At 57.2% G+C, this 16,976-nt stretch carries 19 protein-coding genes and 1 pseudogene; 11 read left to right on the top strand and 9 right to left on the bottom strand.

Annotation, left to right across the window (positions count from 1 at the left end; all coding sequences use genetic code 11):
• The first annotated feature begins 16 nt into the window (after positions 1-16).
• The 4 genes from tsaB to rnd all read left to right on the top strand — a co-directional run bounded on the left by tsaB (position 17) and on the right by rnd (position 4,420).
• A complete protein-coding gene (gene tsaB / locus ACLH1I_RS03285; RefSeq protein ID WP_004203334.1) occupies positions 17-712 on the top strand; it encodes a tRNA (adenosine(37)-N6)-threonylcarbamoyltransferase complex dimerization subunit type 1 TsaB in 696 nt (231 codons plus the stop codon).
• Positions 713-750: 38 nt separating this feature from the next.
• Positions 751-1,332 carry a Slp family lipoprotein gene (locus tag ACLH1I_RS03290; protein ID WP_004203333.1) on the top strand — a complete coding sequence of 194 codons (582 nt, stop codon included), beginning with the start codon at positions 751-753 and terminating at the stop codon, positions 1,330-1,332.
• Between the two features lie 205 nt (positions 1,333-1,537).
• Positions 1,538-3,223: a long-chain-fatty-acid--CoA ligase FadD gene (gene fadD, locus ACLH1I_RS03295; RefSeq protein WP_025999236.1), complete on the top strand. Its 1,686-nt coding sequence runs from the start codon at positions 1,538-1,540 to the stop codon at positions 3,221-3,223.
• An 81-nt stretch (positions 3,224-3,304) separates the two neighbouring features.
• Entirely contained in the window at positions 3,305-4,420 is a 1,116-nt protein-coding gene (rnd, locus tag ACLH1I_RS03300; RefSeq protein ID WP_072140568.1) for a ribonuclease D, read from the top strand.
• 77 nt (positions 4,421-4,497) lie between these two features.
• Here rnd and minE read toward each other — a convergent pair whose 3' ends face one another.
• Genes minE through minC form a run of 3 tightly spaced genes read right to left on the bottom strand, consistent with a single transcriptional unit; the run spans position 4,498 to position 6,305 of the window.
• Entirely contained in the window at positions 4,498-4,767 is a 270-nt protein-coding gene (gene minE, locus ACLH1I_RS03305; protein ID WP_004103270.1) for a cell division topological specificity factor MinE, read from the bottom strand.
• Between the two features lie 3 nt (positions 4,768-4,770).
• On the bottom strand, positions 4,771-5,583 hold the full coding sequence (gene minD, locus ACLH1I_RS03310) for a septum site-determining protein MinD (protein WP_080841590.1): 813 nt from the start codon (positions 5,581-5,583) through the stop codon (positions 4,771-4,773).
• Positions 5,584-5,606: 23 nt separating this feature from the next.
• Positions 5,607-6,305: a septum site-determining protein MinC gene (minC, locus tag ACLH1I_RS03315; RefSeq protein WP_004203323.1), complete on the bottom strand. Its 699-nt coding sequence runs from the start codon at positions 6,303-6,305 to the stop codon at positions 5,607-5,609.
• A 126-nt stretch (positions 6,306-6,431) separates the two neighbouring features.
• Between minC and ACLH1I_RS03320 the strand changes: the two genes are divergently transcribed.
• The 3 genes from ACLH1I_RS03320 to ACLH1I_RS03330 all read left to right on the top strand — a co-directional run bounded on the left by ACLH1I_RS03320 (position 6,432) and on the right by ACLH1I_RS03330 (position 7,930).
• Positions 6,432-6,713, top strand: coding sequence for a YcgL domain-containing protein (locus tag ACLH1I_RS03320; RefSeq protein WP_004203320.1), 282 nt, complete (start codon positions 6,432-6,434; stop codon positions 6,711-6,713).
• Between the two features lie 16 nt (positions 6,714-6,729).
• Complete coding sequence (locus ACLH1I_RS03325; protein ID WP_023318603.1) at positions 6,730-7,389, top strand: fumarylacetoacetate hydrolase family protein; 660 nt, start codon at positions 6,730-6,732, stop codon at positions 7,387-7,389.
• Positions 7,390-7,483: 94 nt separating this feature from the next.
• Positions 7,484-7,930 (top strand): YcgN family cysteine cluster protein, encoded by a 447-nt coding sequence (locus tag ACLH1I_RS03330; RefSeq protein WP_017900197.1) that lies wholly within the window; start codon positions 7,484-7,486, stop codon positions 7,928-7,930.
• Between the two features lie 5 nt (positions 7,931-7,935).
• Here the strand turns inward: ACLH1I_RS03330 and ACLH1I_RS03335 are convergent, their stop codons facing one another.
• The 3 genes from ACLH1I_RS03335 to nhaB form a co-directional block, all read right to left on the bottom strand.
• Positions 7,936-8,280 (bottom strand): DUF1971 domain-containing protein, encoded by a 345-nt coding sequence (locus tag ACLH1I_RS03335; protein WP_002910895.1) that lies wholly within the window; start codon positions 8,278-8,280, stop codon positions 7,936-7,938.
• A 148-nt stretch (positions 8,281-8,428) separates the two neighbouring features.
• The gene (gene dsbB / locus ACLH1I_RS03340; RefSeq protein ID WP_004203315.1) at positions 8,429-8,959 is read right to left on the bottom strand and encodes a disulfide bond formation protein DsbB; all 531 of its coding nucleotides are present in this window, start codon (positions 8,957-8,959) and stop codon (positions 8,429-8,431) included.
• A 128-nt stretch (positions 8,960-9,087) separates the two neighbouring features.
• Positions 9,088-10,638, bottom strand: coding sequence for a sodium/proton antiporter NhaB (gene nhaB, locus ACLH1I_RS03345; RefSeq protein ID WP_004203313.1), 1,551 nt, complete (start codon positions 10,636-10,638; stop codon positions 9,088-9,090).
• Between the two features lie 248 nt (positions 10,639-10,886).
• Here nhaB and fadR point away from each other — a divergent pair, with 248 nt between their 5' ends.
• Positions 10,887-11,606, top strand: coding sequence for a fatty acid metabolism transcriptional regulator FadR (gene fadR, locus ACLH1I_RS03350; RefSeq protein ID WP_004203311.1), 720 nt, complete (start codon positions 10,887-10,889; stop codon positions 11,604-11,606).
• A gap of 73 nt (positions 11,607-11,679) precedes the next feature.
• Here the strand turns inward: fadR and ACLH1I_RS03355 are convergent, their stop codons facing one another.
• Positions 11,680-13,212, bottom strand: a complete 1,533-nt coding sequence (locus ACLH1I_RS03355; RefSeq protein ID WP_004203310.1) for a SpoVR family protein — start codon at positions 13,210-13,212, stop codon at positions 11,680-11,682.
• Positions 13,213-13,288: 76 nt separating this feature from the next.
• On the opposite strand from ACLH1I_RS03355, the pseudogene ACLH1I_RS03360 reads away from it, so the two are divergent.
• The 3 genes and pseudogenes from ACLH1I_RS03360 to dadX all read left to right on the top strand — a co-directional run bounded on the left by ACLH1I_RS03360 (position 13,289) and on the right by dadX (position 15,912).
• Positions 13,289-13,435: pseudogene (locus tag ACLH1I_RS03360) on the top strand (hypothetical protein).
• A gap of 98 nt (positions 13,436-13,533) precedes the next feature.
• Entirely contained in the window at positions 13,534-14,832 is a 1,299-nt protein-coding gene (locus ACLH1I_RS03365; protein ID WP_023318600.1) for a D-amino acid dehydrogenase, read from the top strand.
• Positions 14,833-14,841: 9 nt separating this feature from the next.
• A complete protein-coding gene (dadX, locus tag ACLH1I_RS03370) occupies positions 14,842-15,912 on the top strand; it encodes a catabolic alanine racemase DadX (protein ID WP_004203306.1) in 1,071 nt (356 codons plus the stop codon).
• A gap of 142 nt (positions 15,913-16,054) precedes the next feature.
• Here dadX and ACLH1I_RS03375 read toward each other — a convergent pair whose 3' ends face one another.
• The gene (locus ACLH1I_RS03375) at positions 16,055-16,507 is read right to left on the bottom strand and encodes a hypothetical protein (protein WP_198080033.1); all 453 of its coding nucleotides are present in this window, start codon (positions 16,505-16,507) and stop codon (positions 16,055-16,057) included.
• Positions 16,500-16,973, bottom strand: a complete 474-nt coding sequence (locus tag ACLH1I_RS03380) for a hypothetical protein (RefSeq protein ID WP_198080049.1) — start codon at positions 16,971-16,973, stop codon at positions 16,500-16,502. The genes ACLH1I_RS03375 and ACLH1I_RS03380 overlap by 8 nt, the downstream gene beginning before the upstream one ends.
• Positions 16,974-16,976 lie beyond the last annotated feature (3 nt).

Genomic DNA, 16,976 nt, shown 5'->3' on the forward strand with positions numbered 1-16,976 from the left:
GAGAGCGTGACCACCCATGCGAATTTTGGCTATCGATACCGCCACAGAAGCCTGCTCCGCAGCGCTGTGGAATGATGGCACCCTTAGTGCTCATTTCGAAATTTGTCCCCGCGAACATACCCAACGTATCCTGCCGCTGGTGCAGGAGGTCCTCGCCGAGAGCGGCACCACCCTGACCGAGCTGGACGCGCTGGCCTTTGGCCGCGGTCCTGGCAGCTTTACCGGCGTACGCATTGGCATCGGTATCGCTCAGGGGCTGGCGCTGGGCTCGGAGCTGCCGATGATAGGTGTTTCCACACTGGCCACCATGGCGCAGGGCGCGTGGCGCAAAACCGGCGCCACCCGCGTGCTGGCGGCGATTGACGCCCGGATGGGGGAAGTCTACTGGGCCGAGTATCAGCGCGACGAGCAGGGCGTCTGGCACGGCGAAGAGACGGAAGCGGTGCTCAAACCGGACGCGGTGGCCGAACGGCTGGCACAGCTTTCCGGCGAATGGGCCACCGTCGGCACCGGCTGGCAGGCGTGGCCGGATCTGGCGAAAGAGAGCGGACTGACCTTAAGCAGCGGCGAAATTGAACTGCCGGCGGCAGAGGATATGCTGCCGTTAGCCTGTTATCTGCTGGCGGCAGGGAAAACCGTGGCCGTGGAGAAAGCGGAGCCGGTTTATTTGCGTAACGAGGTGGCGTGGAAGAAACTTCCGGGCCGCGAGTGAATCTCAGTAACAAGAAGACTGAGAAAAGGAGTCGCATCATGGCGGGTCAAAAACAGGGCGTTCGCTTGCTGCTGGCCGCGGCGGTTGCCGTTGCGCTGAGCGGCTGCGTATCGGTGCCGGATGCCATCAAAGGCACCAGCCCCACGCCGCAGCAGGATTTAGTGCGGGTGATGAATGCCCCGCAGCTGTACGTCGGTCAGGAAGCGCGCTTTGGCGGCAAGGTGGTCAACGTGCAGAACCAGCAGGGGAAAACCCGCTTAGAAATCGCTACCGTGCCGCTGGACAGCGGTGCGCGACCGGAACTTGGCGAACCCTCGCGCGGGCGGATCTATGCCGATGTTAATGGCTTCCTCGATCCGGTGGACTTCCGCGGTCAGCTGGTGACCGTGGTCGGGCCGATTGCCGGAGTGGTCGAAGGCAAAGTAGGCAGCACGCCCTACAAATTTATGCTGATGAACGCCACCGGCTACAAACGCTGGAACGTGGTGCAGCAGGTGGTGATGCCCCCGCAGCCGATCGACCCGTGGATGCTGGGTCCGCGCCCCTGGGGTTACGGCTATGGCGGATGGGGGTGGTACAACCCCGGCCCAGCTGAGGTCAGAAACGTTGTAACCGAATGATTTTGTTGTTTTTGTTAGTTCAAAGAAACAGCGGCCGGTCCGCTGTTTCTTTGTTTTCAGTCGAATAAGAAAAAAAATAGTGACGCGCTTCGCAACCTGCTCATTGCCTAATTAATAAACTGGTACGCTGAGTTAATATAATGTTAATAAAATGTATTTTCCAGGGGCTGTGATGACGACGAATAACTATTTCAGAGGTGATGCAGTGAAAAAGGTTTGGCTAAACCGTTATCCCGCAGATGTTCCGGCGGAGATAAATCCTGACCGCTATCAATCCCTGGTTGAACTGTTTGAACATGCCACCACCCGCTACGCCGACCAACCGGCGTTTATCAATATGGGTGAAGTGATGACCTATCGTAAGCTGGAAGAGCGCAGTCGCGCCTTCGCCGCTTACCTTCAGGAGGGCTTAGGACTACAGAAGGGCGACCGGGTGGCCCTGATGATGCCTAACCTGCTGCAGTATCCGGTGGCCCTGTTTGGCATCCTGCGCGCCGGGATGATCGTGGTTAACGTCAACCCCTTATATACCCCGCGTGAACTGGAGCATCAGCTCAACGACAGCGGCGCGGCGGCGATCGTCATCGTCTCCAACTTTGCCCATACCCTGGAAAAAGTGGTGGCGAAGACCCAGGTGAAACACGTGATCCTGACGCGCATGGGCGACCAGCTCTCCACCGCCAAAGGCACGCTGGTGAACTTTGTGGTTAAGTACATCAAGCGGCTGGTGCCGAAGTACCATCTACCGGATGCCATCTCGTTTCGCAGCGCGCTGCAGCACGGCTATCGCATGCAGTACGTGAAGCCGGAGATCGTTGCGGAAGATCTGGCGTTTCTACAGTACACCGGGGGCACCACCGGGGTGGCTAAAGGGGCGATGCTGACCCACCGCAACATGCTGGCCAACCTTGAGCAGGTCAATGCCACCTACGGCCCGCTGCTGCATCGCGGCAAAGAGTTTGTGGTCACCGCGCTGCCGCTGTATCACATTTTCGCCCTCACCATGAACTGCCTGCTGTTTATCGAGCTGGGCGGGCAGAATCTGCTGATCACCAACCCGCGCGATATCCCCGGGCTGGTGAAGGAGCTGGCGAAATATCCGTTTACCGCCATGACCGGGGTCAACACCCTGTTCAACGCCTTGCTGAACAACAAAGAGTTCCAGCAGCTTGATTTCTCCTCGCTGCACCTCTCCGCCGGCGGCGGCATGCCGGTGCAGCAGGCGGTGGCTGAGCGCTGGGTGAAACTGACCGGACAATATCTGCTGGAGGGCTACGGCCTGACCGAGTGTTCGCCGCTGGTCAGCGTCAACCCGCACGACATCGACTACCACAGCGGCAGCATTGGCCTGCCGGTGCCCTCCACTGAAGCCAAACTGGTGGACGACGACGATAACGAAGTGGCGCCGGGTCAGCCGGGCGAGCTCTGTATCAAGGGGCCGCAGGTGATGCTGGGCTACTGGCAGCGTCCTGACGCGACGGATGAGATTATTAAAGACGGCTGGTTGCACACCGGGGACATCGCGGTGATGGATGAAGAGGGATTCCTGCGCATCGTTGACCGGAAAAAAGATATGATCCTGGTGTCGGGTTTTAACGTCTATCCGAATGAAATCGAAGATGTGGTCATGCAGCACAGCGGCGTGCTTGAGGTGGCGGCCATCGGCGTGCCGTCCGGCAGCAGCGGCGAAGCGGTGAAGATCTTCGTGGTGAAGAAAGATGCCGCGTTAACCGAAGAAGCGCTGATTACGTTCTGCCGTCGCCATTTGACCGGTTACAAGGTACCGAAGCTGGTGGAATTCCGTGACGAACTGCCGAAATCCAACGTCGGGAAAATTTTGCGGCGAGAACTGCGTGACGAAGCGCGCGCTAAAGTGGACAATAAAGGCTAAGTAACGAATGAGTCGCCAGACGCCGGCTACGCCGGCGTTTTTTATGGGCGCAAGTTAAGAGAGTATGCTTTGAACTATCAGATGATCACCACCGACGATGGCCTGCGCGCTGTCTGCGAAGCGGCAAGCGCCGCCTCCGCCGTCGCTCTGGATACGGAATTTGTCCGTACCCGCACCTATTACCCGCAGCTGGGGCTGCTGCAGCTGTTCGACGGCCGCCAGGTCTCTCTGATCGATCCCTTGACGATTACCGACTGGGCGCCGATGCGCGACCTGCTGCTCAACCCGGATGTGACCAAATACCTGCATGCCGGCAGCGAAGATTTAGAAGTCTTTCTTAACGCGTTCAACCTGATGCCGCAGCCGCTGATCGACACCCAGATCCTGGCGGCCTTCTGCGGTCGGCCGATGTCCTGGGGCTTCGCCTCGATGGTGGAAGAGTATTCCGGGGTTGCGCTGGACAAAAGCGAATCCCGCACCGACTGGCTGGCGCGTCCGCTAACCGAGCGTCAGTGTGAATATGCCGCGGCCGACGTCTGGTACCTGTTGCCGATCGCCAGCCAATTAATGGCGGAGACCGATCGCGCGGGCTGGCTATCGGCGGCACTGGACGAATGCCGCCTGATGCAGCAGCGTCGCCAGGAGGTGGTCGACCCGGCCGAGGCCTGGCGCGATATCGGCAACGCCTGGCAGCTGCGTACCCGCCAGCTGGGCTGCCTGCAGCTGCTGGCGGAGTGGCGCCTGCGCAAAGCGCGTGAGCGCGACCTGGCGGTGAACTTTGTGGTGCGGGAAGAGCATCTGTGGAGCGTGGCGCGCTATATGCCCACCAGCCTCGGCGAGCTCGACAGCCTCGGGTTGTCCGGTAGCGAAATTCGCTTTCATGGCAAAACGCTGATTAGCCTGGTCGAGAAAGCACAGGCGCTGCCGGAGTCGGCCCTGCCGGCGCCGCTGCAGAATCTGATCGACATGCCGGGCTACCGCAAAGCCTTTAAAGATATTAAAGCGCTGGTGCAGGAAGTGAGCGCTGAGAAGGGCGTAAGCGCGGAGCTGCTGGCGTCGCGTCGGCAGATCAACCAGCTGCTGAACTGGCACTGGCAGCTGAAAACGCAGGCCGCTGAGCCTGAGCTGATTTCCGGTTGGCGTGGTGAGCTGATGGCCGAACGGCTGAAGAGGCTGTTAAGCGACTATCCGCGCTAGCGGACGGTCTGGTTCAGGCCATAAAAAAACCGGCGGCGCGTGGCGTAGCCGGTTTTTTTTCGGGATGGAACAGCAGGTCAGGGTTTCGACTCTTCCGTTTCGGGTAGGGTCACGTTCAGCTCAAGAATGGAAATATCACCGTCCCGCTGCTCCAGTTGCACGCTGACCATCTCCGGGTCGATCTGCACGTATTTACAGATCACTTCCAGGATATCTTTGCGCAACTGCGGCAGGTAATGCGGCTCCGCGTCCCCGCGGCGGCGCTCGGCGACGATGATTTGCAGGCGTTCTTTCGCAATATTAGCCGTGTTCTTTTTTCGCGAGAGAAAAAAGTCGAGTAAAGCCATAATTTATCCTCCGAACAGGCGTTTGAGGAATCCTTTCTTCTCTTCTTCAATGAAGCGGAAAGGGCGTTCTTCTCCGAGCAGACGTTCAACGGTATCGGCATAGGCTTTGCCTGCGTCCGACGCGGCATCGAGGATCACAGGCTCACCCTGGTTGGATGCGCGCAGGACTGACTGGTCTTCCGGGATCACGCCCACCAGGTTGATGCGCAGAATCTCCAGCACGTCTTCCATGCTCAGCATATCGCCTTTATTGACGCGGCCTGGATTGTAGCGGGTCAGTAGCAGGTGCTCTTTGATCGGCTCTTCGCCATTTTCCGCACGACGGGATTTGGAGGCGAGAATGCCAAGGATACGGTCGGAGTCGCGAACGGAGGAGACTTCCGGGTTGGTAGTGATAATGGCTTCGTCAGCGAAATAGAGCGCCATCAGCGCACCGGTTTCAATGCCTGCCGGGGAGTCACAGACGATGAATTCGAACTCCATCTTCTTCAGTTCTTCGAGAACTTTGTCGACGCCTTCGCGGGTCAGGGCGTCTTTATCCCGGGTCTGGGACGCCGGAAGAATGTAGAGGTTTTCCGTGCGCTTATCTTTGATCAGCGCCTGGTTCAATGTGGCATCGCCCTGGATGACGTTGACGAAATCATAAACGACGCGACGTTCGCAGCCCATAATCAGGTCGAGGTTACGCAGGCCGATGTCGAAGTCGATAACGACGGTTTTCTTTCCCTTCTGGGCCAAACCTGTAGCGATGGCCGCGCTGGAGGTGGTCTTGCCAACGCCCCCTTTACCCGAAGTCACAACAATAATGCGTGCCATAGAAATTCCTTGTTAAAAAGGGATTAATTTAACGGTTGAATTGTCAAAGCGCTTTCGCCTAAACGCAGGCGTGCCGCTTTGCCATAAAATTCGGCCGGGATGTTATCGCTCAGCCAATATTCCCCGGCGATGGAGACCAGCTCCGCCGCAAGGTGGGTACAAAATATCTGGGCGTCTCTGTCGCCACCGGCGCCTGCCAATGCGCGTCCCCGCATCATGCCATATACATGGATATTGCCGTCAGCGATAAGTTCCGCACCGGCACTCACATGATTTGTAACAATAAGATCACAGTGTGGCGCATAAATGCGCTGACCGGAACGTACCGGCTGATCAATCAAACGCGTTTTTGTGATCTGACTAGCAACTGGCGGCGGCGGGGCGGGTTCGGACGGTGCCGGACGAGGGGCTTTTTCTTTCCCTTCGGTTAATAACGGGATCCCGGCGCGGTCGATTTCAGTTTTCAGGCGCGGGATTTTGCATCCGCTGACGCCCATAATGCGTAAACCGGTCGCGGCGATAGCCTCGTTGACGGCGCGCCATTCGACACTCTCCTCGACGCTGGCGATATTCACCACCACCGGAGCATGGCGTAAAAAGGCGGGAGCCTGGGCGATTTTGTCTTCTAACGCCTGACGAATAACCTCGGGATTTGCATCGTGCAAATGAACGACAGATAACGTGAAGCTACTGCCTTTAAGTTCGATTGGCGTATTTGACATCCTGGCCTTACTCAATTTGCTGTTTATCGACCGCCGAAGTGCGGTGATATTCCGAAGACTAAAAGGCATGTTATAGTCACTGATATATTGAGGCAAGTGACCACGGGTCTAATTCCGAGTAAAACTATGTTTTGTGTGATCTATCGAAGTACTAAACGTGAACAAACCTATTTATACGTCGAAAAAAAGGACGATTTCTCACGCGTTCCTGACGAGCTCATGCGCGGTTTCGGCACGCCGCAAATGGCGATGCTGCTGCCGCTGGATGGGCGCAAAAAACTGGTTAACGCCGACCTTGAAAAAGTGAAACAGGCGCTAAGCGAACAGGGCTATTACCTGCAACTTCCTCCGCCATCTGAAAATCTACTAAAGAAACACCTGGCGGAACAGGGGAAACAATCCGATTAACCCACGAGGGAAAATAATGTACCAACATCATAACTGGCAGGGAGCGCTCCTGGATTATCCGGTGAGCAAAGTGGTTTGCGTCGGCAGCAATTATGCAAAGCACATCAAGGAAATGGGCAGTGCGACGCCAGAAGAGCCGGTGCTGTTTATTAAACCTGAGAGCGCGCTGTGCGATCTCCGTCAGCCGTTGGTGCTTCCTGAGGGGCTGGGTTCGGTGCATCATGAAGTGGAGCTGGCGGTGCTGATCGGCGGTACGCTGCGTCAGGCGACGGAAGAGCATGTGCTGAAAGGGATTGCCGGCTATGGCGTCGCGCTGGATCTCACCCTGCGCGACCTGCAAGCTAAAATGAAAAAGGCCGGGCAGCCGTGGGAGAAGGCCAAAGGCTTCGATAACGCCTGTCCGATCTCCGGCTTTATTCCGGCGGCCGAGTTCCACGGCGACCCGCAGAATACGCCGTTAAGTCTGAAGATTAACGGCGAAGTGCGCCAGCAGGGCACTACCGCCGACATGATCCATAAGATTGTGCCGCTGATCGCCTATATGTCGCGCTTCTTTACCCTCAAAGCCGGCGACGTGATCCTCACCGGCACCCCGGAAGGGGTGGGACCGCTGCACAGCGGCGACGAGCTGGAGGTCGGTTTCAACGGCCTGTCGCTCACCACCCGCGTCCTCTAAGCGCGGTTTGCCGCCTTTTGGGGCGGCAAAACTTGCATCGTCGTGCCAGACTGGTTATAAGGTGCACCCTTAACTGGCAACGACGGACATTCCGATGAGCGAACAACCTTTCTGGCAACAAAAAACCCTGGATGACATGACCGACGCGGAGTGGGAATCGCTGTGTGACGGCTGCGGCCAGTGCTGCCTGCATAAGCTGATGGATGAAGATACCGATGAGATCTACTTCACCAACGTCGCCTGCCGTCAGCTCAATATCAAAACCTGCCAGTGCCGTAACTACGAGCGTCGCTTCGAATATGAGCCGGACTGCATCAAGCTCACTCGTGAAAATCTGCCGACCTTCGAATGGCTGCCGCCGACCTGCGCCTATCGCCTGCTGGCGGAAGGCAAACCTCTGCCGGCCTGGCACCCGCTGCTGACCGGCTCAAAAGCGGCGATGCACGGCGAACGCATCTCCGTCCGCCATATAGCGGTGCCCGAGTCCACCGTTGTCGACTGGCAGGACCATATCCTCAATCTGCCTGACAGGGCGCGGTAAGCCCGTCACGCTTTCTTCGCGTGAAACAGCCCGTTTTCACCGTCGGTTTCTTCCGCCACCCAGAAGTGAATATTGAAGCGGGCATCGTCGCTGAGTTCGACGCGGTGCCAGTACTGCGGCGGACTGGTGGCAAACTGCCCGGCATGAATCACGACTTTTTTCTCCGGCTCCGTCGCCTGTTCATTGGCAAAACCGTAATAGGTGACCGTACCTTCCATGACGCACAACTGACCGAAGACACCGGCCGCGGTGTTGTGGTGGCTCAGCAGGGCGGCGGGGACGTTCTCTTTGGTAAAGAACGGGGTGGAGCGTTTAACTTTCCAGTCTGCGGGGATCAGTAAAGATGACATGTGAGCTCCTGTGGGGTTATAAAAGATGTATTTAATATGCACCTTTTGGTGTCTGTGGTCAACCACGGACAGGAAACGATTCAGTGATGAACGGCAGGCACAAAAAAACGCCCCGTAGGGCGTTTCAGTGTGCGGTACTCGCTGCGGCTTAGCGGCCAAACAGATCGCGCTTTTTGGCTTTAAAAGGCTGAGCAACGATCACCAGGATAGCGACCACCAGATAAGCCGCGAAAATTCCCACCAGCCATTGCGGCATCTCCAGCGACAGGAACTGCCACTGGCGTACCGAACAGTCGCCGGACGCGACAAACACCTGCGGCAACCATTTATCCAGCGGCAGCCAGCTCGGGAAACGGGCGGCGAAATCGCAGGTCTGGAACGGCGATGGGTGCAGCTGAATCATCGTATGTTCCCACGCCAGCTGTAGCCCACGTACCGCGCTGTACAGCCAAATCAGCATGGCGACATAGCGCAGCGGCGTTTTAGGGGCGATAGCGCCCACCAGCCCCGCGCCCATGATGCCAAACAGGGCGCAGCGTTCATAAATGCACATCACGCACGGCTGCAGCAGCATCACGTGCTGGAACCACAGCGCGACGAGTTCGAGAATGAACGCGGTCAAGGCCATCAGCAGCCAGGCGCCGCGTCCCCGCGAGCACTGGTTTAAATATTGCAACATAATCATTTCCCTGGAAGATGCTAAATCATGACAGTGTAAACGAAAACCGTACCGACGCCAGCGGCCCGGCGGAAAATATTACGTAACTGGTTATTGAATCGCCCGGGCGAACCCGGGCGACGCGTGGATCACGGCAGGGTGGGGGTAACCAGCCAGCCGTGAGCCAGCAACCATTCGGTGACCGGCATCAGGGTGAACTCGACGCACAGCAGGCCGACCAGCGTCAGTACGAGGGTGTAGGGGAGGGCCATCCACACCATGCGGCCATAGGAGAGTCGGATAAGCGGCGCCAGCGCGGAAGTCAGCAGGAACAAGAATGCCGCCTGGCCGTTCGGGGTGGCCACTGACGGCAGGTTGGTGCCGGTGTTGATTGCCACCGCCAGCATCTCAAACTGCTTCAGGCTGATGGCGCCATGCTCGAGGGCGGTTTTCGCTTCGTTGATGTAGACCGTGCCGACAAAAACGTTATCCGAGATGGACGACAGCAGGCCGTTAAACAGATAAAACAGCGACAGCTGCGCGTGCGGAGAGGCCTGCAGAACAAACTCGATGACCGGCGTGAACAGCTGCTGGTCGATGATCACCGCCACTACGGCAAAGAACACCGTGAGCAGCGCGGTGAAGGGCAACGCCTCGGTGAACGCCTTGCCAATCGCGTGCTCATCGGTCACCCCGGTAAAGGTGGTGGCGAGGATGATCACCGACAGGCCAATCAGGCCGACCTCAGCCAGGTGAAAAGCGAGGGCGACGATCAACCAAACGCCAATGAGCGCCTGGGCAATCAGCCGTAGCCGCTCCTGACGACTGCGCTGGGCGCGGCTGCGATCGTCAAACTCCTGCAGCACCTTGCGCACCGTCGGCGGCAGCGGTTCGCCGTAGCCAAACAGGCGATACTTTTCCACCAGCAGACAGGTTAACAGACCGCAGACCATCACCGGCAGGGTGACGGGCGCCATGCGGAGAAAGAACTCGCCAAAATGCCAGCCCGCCGCTTTGGCGATAATCAGGTTTTGCGGTTCGCCGACCATGGTCATGACGCCGCCGAGCGCGGTCCCGACGCCGGCGTGCATCATCAGGCTGCGTAGAAAGCCGCGGAACTGCTCCAGCACCTCGCGGTAGTGTTGCTCGATATGGCTGTCGTCGAGCAGGTCGCTATCGTCCGGGCGCGCCGAGGCGACGCGGTGATAGATGCCGTAGAACCCGACGGCGACGCTTATCACCACCGCCACCACCGTCAGCGCATCGAGAAAGGCGGAGAGGAAGGCAGCGGCCAGGCAGAAGGCCAGCGACAGCAGCATCTTGCTGCGGATCCCTAACAGCAGGCGCGTAAAGACAAACAGCAGCAGCTGCTTCATAAAGTAGATGCCCGCCACCATAAACATCAGCAGAAGCAGCACTTCCAGGTTGCTGGCGATCTCTTCCCGCACGTGCGCTGGGCTGGTCATGCCGATCAGCAGCGCCTCGATAGCCAGCAGGCCACCCGGCAGCAGCGGATAGCACTTCAGCGCCATGGCGAGGGTAAAGATAAACTCAACCACCAGCAGCCAGCCGGCGACAAATGGCGCCACGGCGAACACCAGCGGATTGATAATTAAGAAAATGATTAATGCCAGCTTGTACCAGTCAGGCGACTGGCCAAGAAAATTGCGCCACAGCGCGCGGCCATAAGAAATTTCCACGACAGAATCCTTCCCCGTCAATTAGTGCATGATTTTGTGCGTAACTATTGGCAAGAGTACCAGTTGAGCAAAATGAGAAGCAACTTTCTTCGCAGCGCTGCGGCGGTTACGGGAGATAAGGAAAAGCGTAAAGTAAAAACGGAAAATGAAACGGCGATCCCTTTTTAATTCACTTGCGATGCTATCTGCGCTATAGCGGCTCTGGTATGATGAGTGCAATTGCAACAATGTGTAATGGAAATATTATTATGGTCATTAAGGCGCAGAGCCCTGCGGGTTTCGCGGAAGAGTATATCATTGAGAGCATCTGGAATAACCGCTTCCCACCTGGATCGATTCTCCCCGCTGAACGCGAGCTTTCTGAGCTGATCGGTGTCACCCGCACCACGCTGCGCGAAGTGTTGCAGCGTCTGGCGCGTGACGGCTGGTTGACCATTCAGCACGGCAAACCCACCAAAGTGAACAACTTCTGGGAGACCTCCGGGCTGAATATCCTTGAAACGCTGGCGCGTCTCGATCACGACAGCGTCCCGCAGTTGATTGATAACCTTCTCTCCGTGCGCACCAATATTTCCACGATTTTTATTCGCACCGCGTTCCGTCAGCATCCGGATAAAGCGCTGGCGGTGCTGGACAGCGCCCGGGAAGTGGAAGATCACGCCGACGCCTTCGCCGATCTCGATTACAACATTTTCCGCGGTCTGGCTTTCGCCTCCGGCAACCCGATTTATGGCCTGATCCTCAACGGCATGAAGGGGCTATATACCCGCATCGGCCGCCACTACTTCTCCAGCCCGGAAGCGCGCAGCCTGGCGCTGGGCTTTTATCATCAGCTGGCGAAGGTGTGCGAAGGCGGCCTGCACGATCAGGTGTATGAGCTGGTTCGTCGCTACGGCCATGACAGCGGCGAGATCTGGCACCGGATGCAGAAATCGCTGCCCGGCGATTTAGCCATGAATGTGCGTTAAGCCGGCTATTCGCGATCGATAAATAAAATAAGGGGGCCGATGGCCCCCTTCGTCGTTTTAACGTCCCGCAATGCTATAGCGCGTTTGGCCGCGCCGGGCAGCGGTCCAGCAGCTCAATGCTGCCGTCGGCGTTCTGCTGCTCCAGCAGCACATCGAACCCCCACAGACGATGCACATGTTTCAGCACTTCGCGCCGCCCTTTGTCCAGCGGGACGCGGTTGTGCGGCACATAGCGCAACGTCAGCGAGCGGTCGCCGCGCAGGTCAACGTTCCACACCTGGATATTCGGCTCGAGATTGCTGAGGTTATATTGCGCCGAGAGCTTGTTGCGGATTTCGCGATAGCCCTCTTCGTTGTGGATCGCCGAGATCTCGAGATAATTGTTGTGATCGTCGTCGAGCACGGTAAAGAAGCGGAAATCGCGCATGATCTTCGGCGACAGGAACTGGCTGATAAAGCTCTCATCCTTGAAGTCGCGCATGGCGAAATGCAGCGTTTCCAGCCAGTCGGAACCAGCGATATCCGGGAACCAGTACTTGTCCTCTTCGGTAGGCGACTGGCAGATGCGCTTGATGTCCTGGAACATGGCGAACCCCAGCGCGTAGGGGTTAATCCCGCTGTACCACGGACTGTTGTACGGCGGCTGGAACACCACGTTCGTGTGGCTGTGGAGAAACTCCAGCATAAAGCGTTCGGTCACTTTCCCTTCATCATAGAGATGGTTGAGGATGGTATAGTGCCAGAAGGTGGCCCACCCCTCGTTCATCACCTGGGTCTGTTTCTGCGGGTAGAAATACTGGCTGACTTTACGCACGATGCGCAGGATCTCGCGCTGCCACGATTCCAGCAGCGGGGCGTTCTTCTCCATAAAGTACAGCAGGTTCTCCTGCGGTTCGGAAGGGTAGCGGCGGGCGGACTCAATCGCCTTCTCCTCTTCGCGCTTCGGCAGGGTACGCCACAGCATATTCACCTGGCTCTGCAGATACTCTTCCCGGCTTTTCTGCCGTGCCTTCTCCTCCTGCAGCGAGATTTTTTGCGGACGTTTATAGCGGTCGACGCCGTAGTTCATCAGCGCGTGGCAGGAGTCGAGCAGTTTCTCCACTTCGTCGACGCCATAGCGCTCTTCGCACTCGGTAATGTATTTGCGGGCGAAAATCAGGTAGTCGATGATTGAGCTGGCGTCGGTCCAGCTGCGAAACAGGTAATTGTTTTTGAAGAACGAGTTATGCCCGTAGCAGGCGTGCGCCATCACCAGCGCCTGCATGGTGATGGTATTTTCTTCCATCAGATAGGCGATACAGGGATTGGAATTGATGACGATCTCATACGCCAGGCCCTGCTGGCCGTGCTTATAGGCCTGCTCGGTCTCAATGAATTTTTTGCCGAACGACCAGTGCGGATAGTTGATGGGCATGCCGACGCTGGAGTAGGCATCCATCATCTGTTCGGAAGTAATGACTTCGATCTGGTGCGGGTAGGTGTCAAGACGATAGAGCTTAGCGACCCGGTCCACTTCGGCCAGGTAGGTCTCCAGTAACTCGAACGTCCAGTCGGGTCCATCGCTTAAACGGGTGGTGTCCCTGTTCATGGAGTCAATCGTAGCCATTAGCGCGCCCTCGTTGTTGTTGGTTTTCTCTGAACGGAAAACCTCTAAACAAGCATAGAACACCGCACAGCAAACTGTGTTGTCAGCCAATCGCTTTTCTTCGCGATTTCCCCATCTCAAAGCCGTTTTTTGCGCTTATTTGCAGAATTAAATGCTGGGTAAAAATAAAGCGCAGCATGAGATCGTAAATCTTACAGCTCAGGACTGGTGCGGTTTGCTGTGAGTTAAGTCACCATAAATAAAGCGTATGTTGAATAATATTTTCAACTGAGTTATCAATTTGTAATTAGATGATTGTTCTTTAACTGTTACGGAGTTGCTATGCGTGTCGTCATACTGGGAAGTGGGGTGGTTGGGGTAGCCAGCGCGTGGTATTTGAGTCAGGCGGGTCATGAGGTGACGGTCATCGACCGTCAGCCCGGTCCGGCAGAGGAGACCAGCGCGGCCAACGCCGGGCAGATATCTCCCGGCTATGCGGCGCCCTGGGCGGCGCCGGGAGTGCCGCTGAAGGCGATCAAATGGATGTTCCAGCGCCATGCGCCGCTGGCGATCGGCCTTGACGGCACGTCGTTCCAGCTGAAGTGGATGTGGCAGATGCTGCGCAACTGCGACACCCGCCACTATATGGAGAACAAAGGCCGGATGGTGCGCCTGGCGGAGTACAGCCGCGACTGCCTGAAGGCGCTGCGCGACACCACCGGCATTCAGTATGAAGGGCGTCAGGGCGGGACGCTGCAGCTGTTCCGTACCGCCAAACAGTATGAAAACGCCACCCGCGACATCGCGGTGCTGGAGGACGCCGGCGTGCCCTATCAGTTGCTGGAGGCGAAGCGGCTGGCGGAAGTGGAGCCCGCGCTGGCGGAGGTTAGCCACAAACTGACCGGCGGTCTGCGTCTGCCAAACGATGAAACCGGCGACTGCCAGCTGTTTACCACCCGTCTGGCGGCGATGGCGGAACAGGCCGGGGTCACCTTCCGCTTTAACACCGCGGTGGACGCCCTGCTGCAGGAGGGCGATCGCATTGCCGGGGTGAAATGCGGCGATGAGATTATCAAGGGCGACGCCTATGTCATGGCCTTTGGCTCTTACTCGACGGCGATGCTCAAGGGGCTGGTGGATATTCCTGTCTACCCGCTGAAAGGCTATTCGTTAACCATCCCGATTGCCCAGGAAGACGGCGCGCCGGTTTCCACTATCCTTGATGAGACCTATAAAATCGCCATCACCCGTTTCGATCAGCGCATTCGCGTCGGCGGTATGGCCGAGATCGTCGGTTTTAATAAAGCGCTGCTGCAGCCGCGTCGCGAAACCCTGGAGATGGTGGTGCGCGATCTGTTCCCGCGCGGCGGCCACGTTGAGCAGGCCACCTTCTGGACCGGCCTGCGGCCGATGACGCCGGACGGCACGCCGGTGGTCGGGCGCACGGCGTTTAAAAACCTGTGGCTCAACACCGGCCACGGCACGCTTGGCTGGACCATGGCCTGCGGCTCCGGGCAGCTTATCAGCGATCTGATCTCCGGCCGCACGCCGGCGATCCCTTACGACGATCTGGCTGTCGCCCGCTATAGCCCCGGGTTTACCCCGGCGCGTCCGCAGCATCTGCATGGCGCACACAACTAAGGAGCTTGCATGACCCGTCCGGTAGTGGCCAGTATCGACTTGCTGGCCTTGCGGCAGAATTTACAGATAGTGCGTCGCGCGGCCCCCGGGTCGCGCCTGTGGGCGGTGGTCAAAGCAAATGCTTATGGCCATGGCGTGGCGCGGGTATGGAGTGCGTTAAGCGCGGCGGATGGTTTCGCCTTGCTCAACCTGGAAGAGGCGATCCTGCTGCGCGAGCAGGGCTGGAAAGGGCCGATCCTGTTGCTGGAGGGCTTCTTCCATGCCGATGAGCTGGCGGTGCTGGATCAATATCGCTTAACCACCAGCGTCCACAGCAACTGGCAGATTAAGGCGCTGCAGCAGGCGAAGCTGCGCGCGCCGCTGGATATCTATCTCAAGGTGAACAGCGGTATGAACCGGCTGGGCTTTATGCCGGAGCGGGTGCATACCGTCTGGCAGCAGCTGCGGGCGATAAGCAACGTCGGCGAGATGACGCTGATGTCGCACTTCGCGGAGGCGGAGAACCCGCAGGGGATTGTTGAGCCGATGCGCCGGATCGAACAGGCGGCGGAGGGGCTGGATTGCCCACGCTCGCTGGCCAACTCGGCGGCGACGCTCTGGCATCCGGAAGCGCATTTTGACTGGGTTCGTCCCGGCATCGTGCTGTATGGCGCATCGCCCTCCGGGCAGTGGCAGGATATCGCGAACACCGGCCTGAAGCCGGTGATGACCCTGCGCAGCGAAATCATCGCCGTGCAGAACCTGCGCCCCGGCGAAGCGATTGGCTATGGCGGCCTGTATCGCACCACCCAGGAGCAGCGGATCGGCATCGTCGCCTGCGGCTATGCCGACGGCTACCCACGGGTAGCGCCGAGCGGCACGCCGGTGCTGGTGGACGGCGTACGCACCACCACCGTCGGGCGCGTGTCGATGGATATGTTGGCGGTCGATTTAACGCCCTGTCCGCAGGCCGGGATCGGCGCGCCGGTCGAACTGTGGGGCAAAGAGATTAAAATCGACGACGTGGCGGCCAGCTGCGGCACCGTCGGCTATGAGCTGATGTGCGCCCTGGCGCCGCGGGTGCCGGTTGTGACCCTGTAACCTGTTCCGGGGCGGATCACTCCGCCGATCATATATGCCGTTATTTCAATAAGTTACTGAAATTCCGGCATTTCGATAACCTCAAACTACCCGCCAAAACCCGCCCTAACTCGGCGGGTGTGGACACTTTGTGGATCCCAACTCAGGCACCAGCTTTTGCCACTAGGTACGCAACTACAGCACCGAATACACCCATCACTATAGGGATGATAATGTTGCCCCATTTCCAGCGAGCGATTTCATCAAGCTTATCGAAACGATCCTGCACCACCTTGAGTGTGGACTCTTGAGACTCTTTTATCGCTTTGAAGGTATTTAGGTTTATCTCTGCAACACTTGCTTTGATATCACCCTTAAGACCGATAATTTCGGACTTCAAATCACCCTTAAGCTCTGATAAATCAGTCTTTGTGACAAATTGCTCCGAACGCTCCGTCAGCCGTACAAGGTCGAGTTTGACTGCGGACATACCGTCTTCGAGTTTTTCTACGCGTTTTTCGAGATTGTCAGACATATCATCACCCCCACTCCCATCTTTCTTCCATATTACATCATCAGTACCTCTGCGGTTGGGAAGTTCCGAAACGTTACTCATTGCCTTCCGCCTCTTTTGATTCCTGACGTGCAAACCACTTAAGGACAACACTAGCGCGGTAAAGTGTGAGATGACCGCAATTTAAGCAATTCATCTGATAGTAGCTATTTAGTATTCCCCTCGGCTGGTCTACATCGTCAAAAGAAACATACTGAACGTAGGGAGGCGACCTTAACAAGTCGTCATTTATTTTCCCATTTTCTATAGCTGGAGCTTTAATTCCTTCCAGAGAGAATGCTTGCGGGACTGATAGCTTTTCAGAGCCACATGATATGCATTTTCCTGAAACACCTTTCTCAGCGAGAAACTGGAAAAACAACATAGGCGTAATTTGTCTTAATTTTTCTGTTTGCTGCTTCACAATTTTCTGTGAATCTTCATCAGCTTTTTTATTGAGATTTTCCTCAAGGTATAGCTTGGTAAGGTATTTTTTTAGCTCATCATCAGGTATTTCTAAGTTATCCATAGC

Source organism: Klebsiella sp. 1SOBk10mer (genome assembly GCF_046602535.1).
In the GTDB taxonomy this organism is placed as follows: Bacteria; Pseudomonadota; Gammaproteobacteria; order Enterobacterales; family Enterobacteriaceae; genus Klebsiella; species Klebsiella quasipneumoniae.

What these genes read in the sequence shown, in the direction of transcription:
- tsaB (WP_004203334.1), top strand. Translation starts at nt 17, where the DNA reads ATGCGAATTTTGGCTATCGATACCGCCACAGAAGCCTGCTCCGCAGCG.
- ACLH1I_RS03290 (WP_004203333.1), top strand. Translation starts at nt 751, where the DNA reads ATGGCGGGTCAAAAACAGGGCGTTCGCTTGCTGCTGGCCGCGGCGGTT.
- rnd (WP_072140568.1), top strand. Translation starts at nt 3,305, where the DNA reads ATGATCACCACCGACGATGGCCTGCGCGCTGTCTGCGAAGCGGCAAGC.
- minE (WP_004103270.1), bottom strand. Translation starts at nt 4,767, where the DNA reads ATGGCTTTACTCGACTTTTTTCTCTCGCGAAAAAAGAACACGGCTAAT.
- minD (WP_080841590.1), bottom strand. Translation starts at nt 5,583, where the DNA reads ATGGCACGCATTATTGTTGTGACTTCGGGTAAAGGGGGCGTTGGCAAG.
- minC (WP_004203323.1), bottom strand. Translation starts at nt 6,305, where the DNA reads ATGTCAAATACGCCAATCGAACTTAAAGGCAGTAGCTTCACGTTATCT.
- ACLH1I_RS03320 (WP_004203320.1), top strand. Translation starts at nt 6,432, where the DNA reads ATGTTTTGTGTGATCTATCGAAGTACTAAACGTGAACAAACCTATTTA.
- ACLH1I_RS03325 (WP_023318603.1), top strand. Translation starts at nt 6,730, where the DNA reads ATGTACCAACATCATAACTGGCAGGGAGCGCTCCTGGATTATCCGGTG.
- ACLH1I_RS03330 (WP_017900197.1), top strand. Translation starts at nt 7,484, where the DNA reads ATGAGCGAACAACCTTTCTGGCAACAAAAAACCCTGGATGACATGACC.
- ACLH1I_RS03335 (WP_002910895.1), bottom strand. Translation starts at nt 8,280, where the DNA reads ATGTCATCTTTACTGATCCCCGCAGACTGGAAAGTTAAACGCTCCACC.
- dsbB (WP_004203315.1), bottom strand. Translation starts at nt 8,959, where the DNA reads ATGTTGCAATATTTAAACCAGTGCTCGCGGGGACGCGGCGCCTGGCTG.
- fadR (WP_004203311.1), top strand. Translation starts at nt 10,887, where the DNA reads ATGGTCATTAAGGCGCAGAGCCCTGCGGGTTTCGCGGAAGAGTATATC.
- ACLH1I_RS03355 (WP_004203310.1), bottom strand. Translation starts at nt 13,212, where the DNA reads ATGGCTACGATTGACTCCATGAACAGGGACACCACCCGTTTAAGCGAT.
- ACLH1I_RS03365 (WP_023318600.1), top strand. Translation starts at nt 13,534, where the DNA reads ATGCGTGTCGTCATACTGGGAAGTGGGGTGGTTGGGGTAGCCAGCGCG.
- dadX (WP_004203306.1), top strand. Translation starts at nt 14,842, where the DNA reads ATGACCCGTCCGGTAGTGGCCAGTATCGACTTGCTGGCCTTGCGGCAG.
- ACLH1I_RS03375 (WP_198080033.1), bottom strand. Translation starts at nt 16,507, where the DNA reads ATGAGTAACGTTTCGGAACTTCCCAACCGCAGAGGTACTGATGATGTA.
- ACLH1I_RS03380 (WP_198080049.1), bottom strand. Translation starts at nt 16,973, where the DNA reads ATGGATAACTTAGAAATACCTGATGATGAGCTAAAAAAATACCTTACC.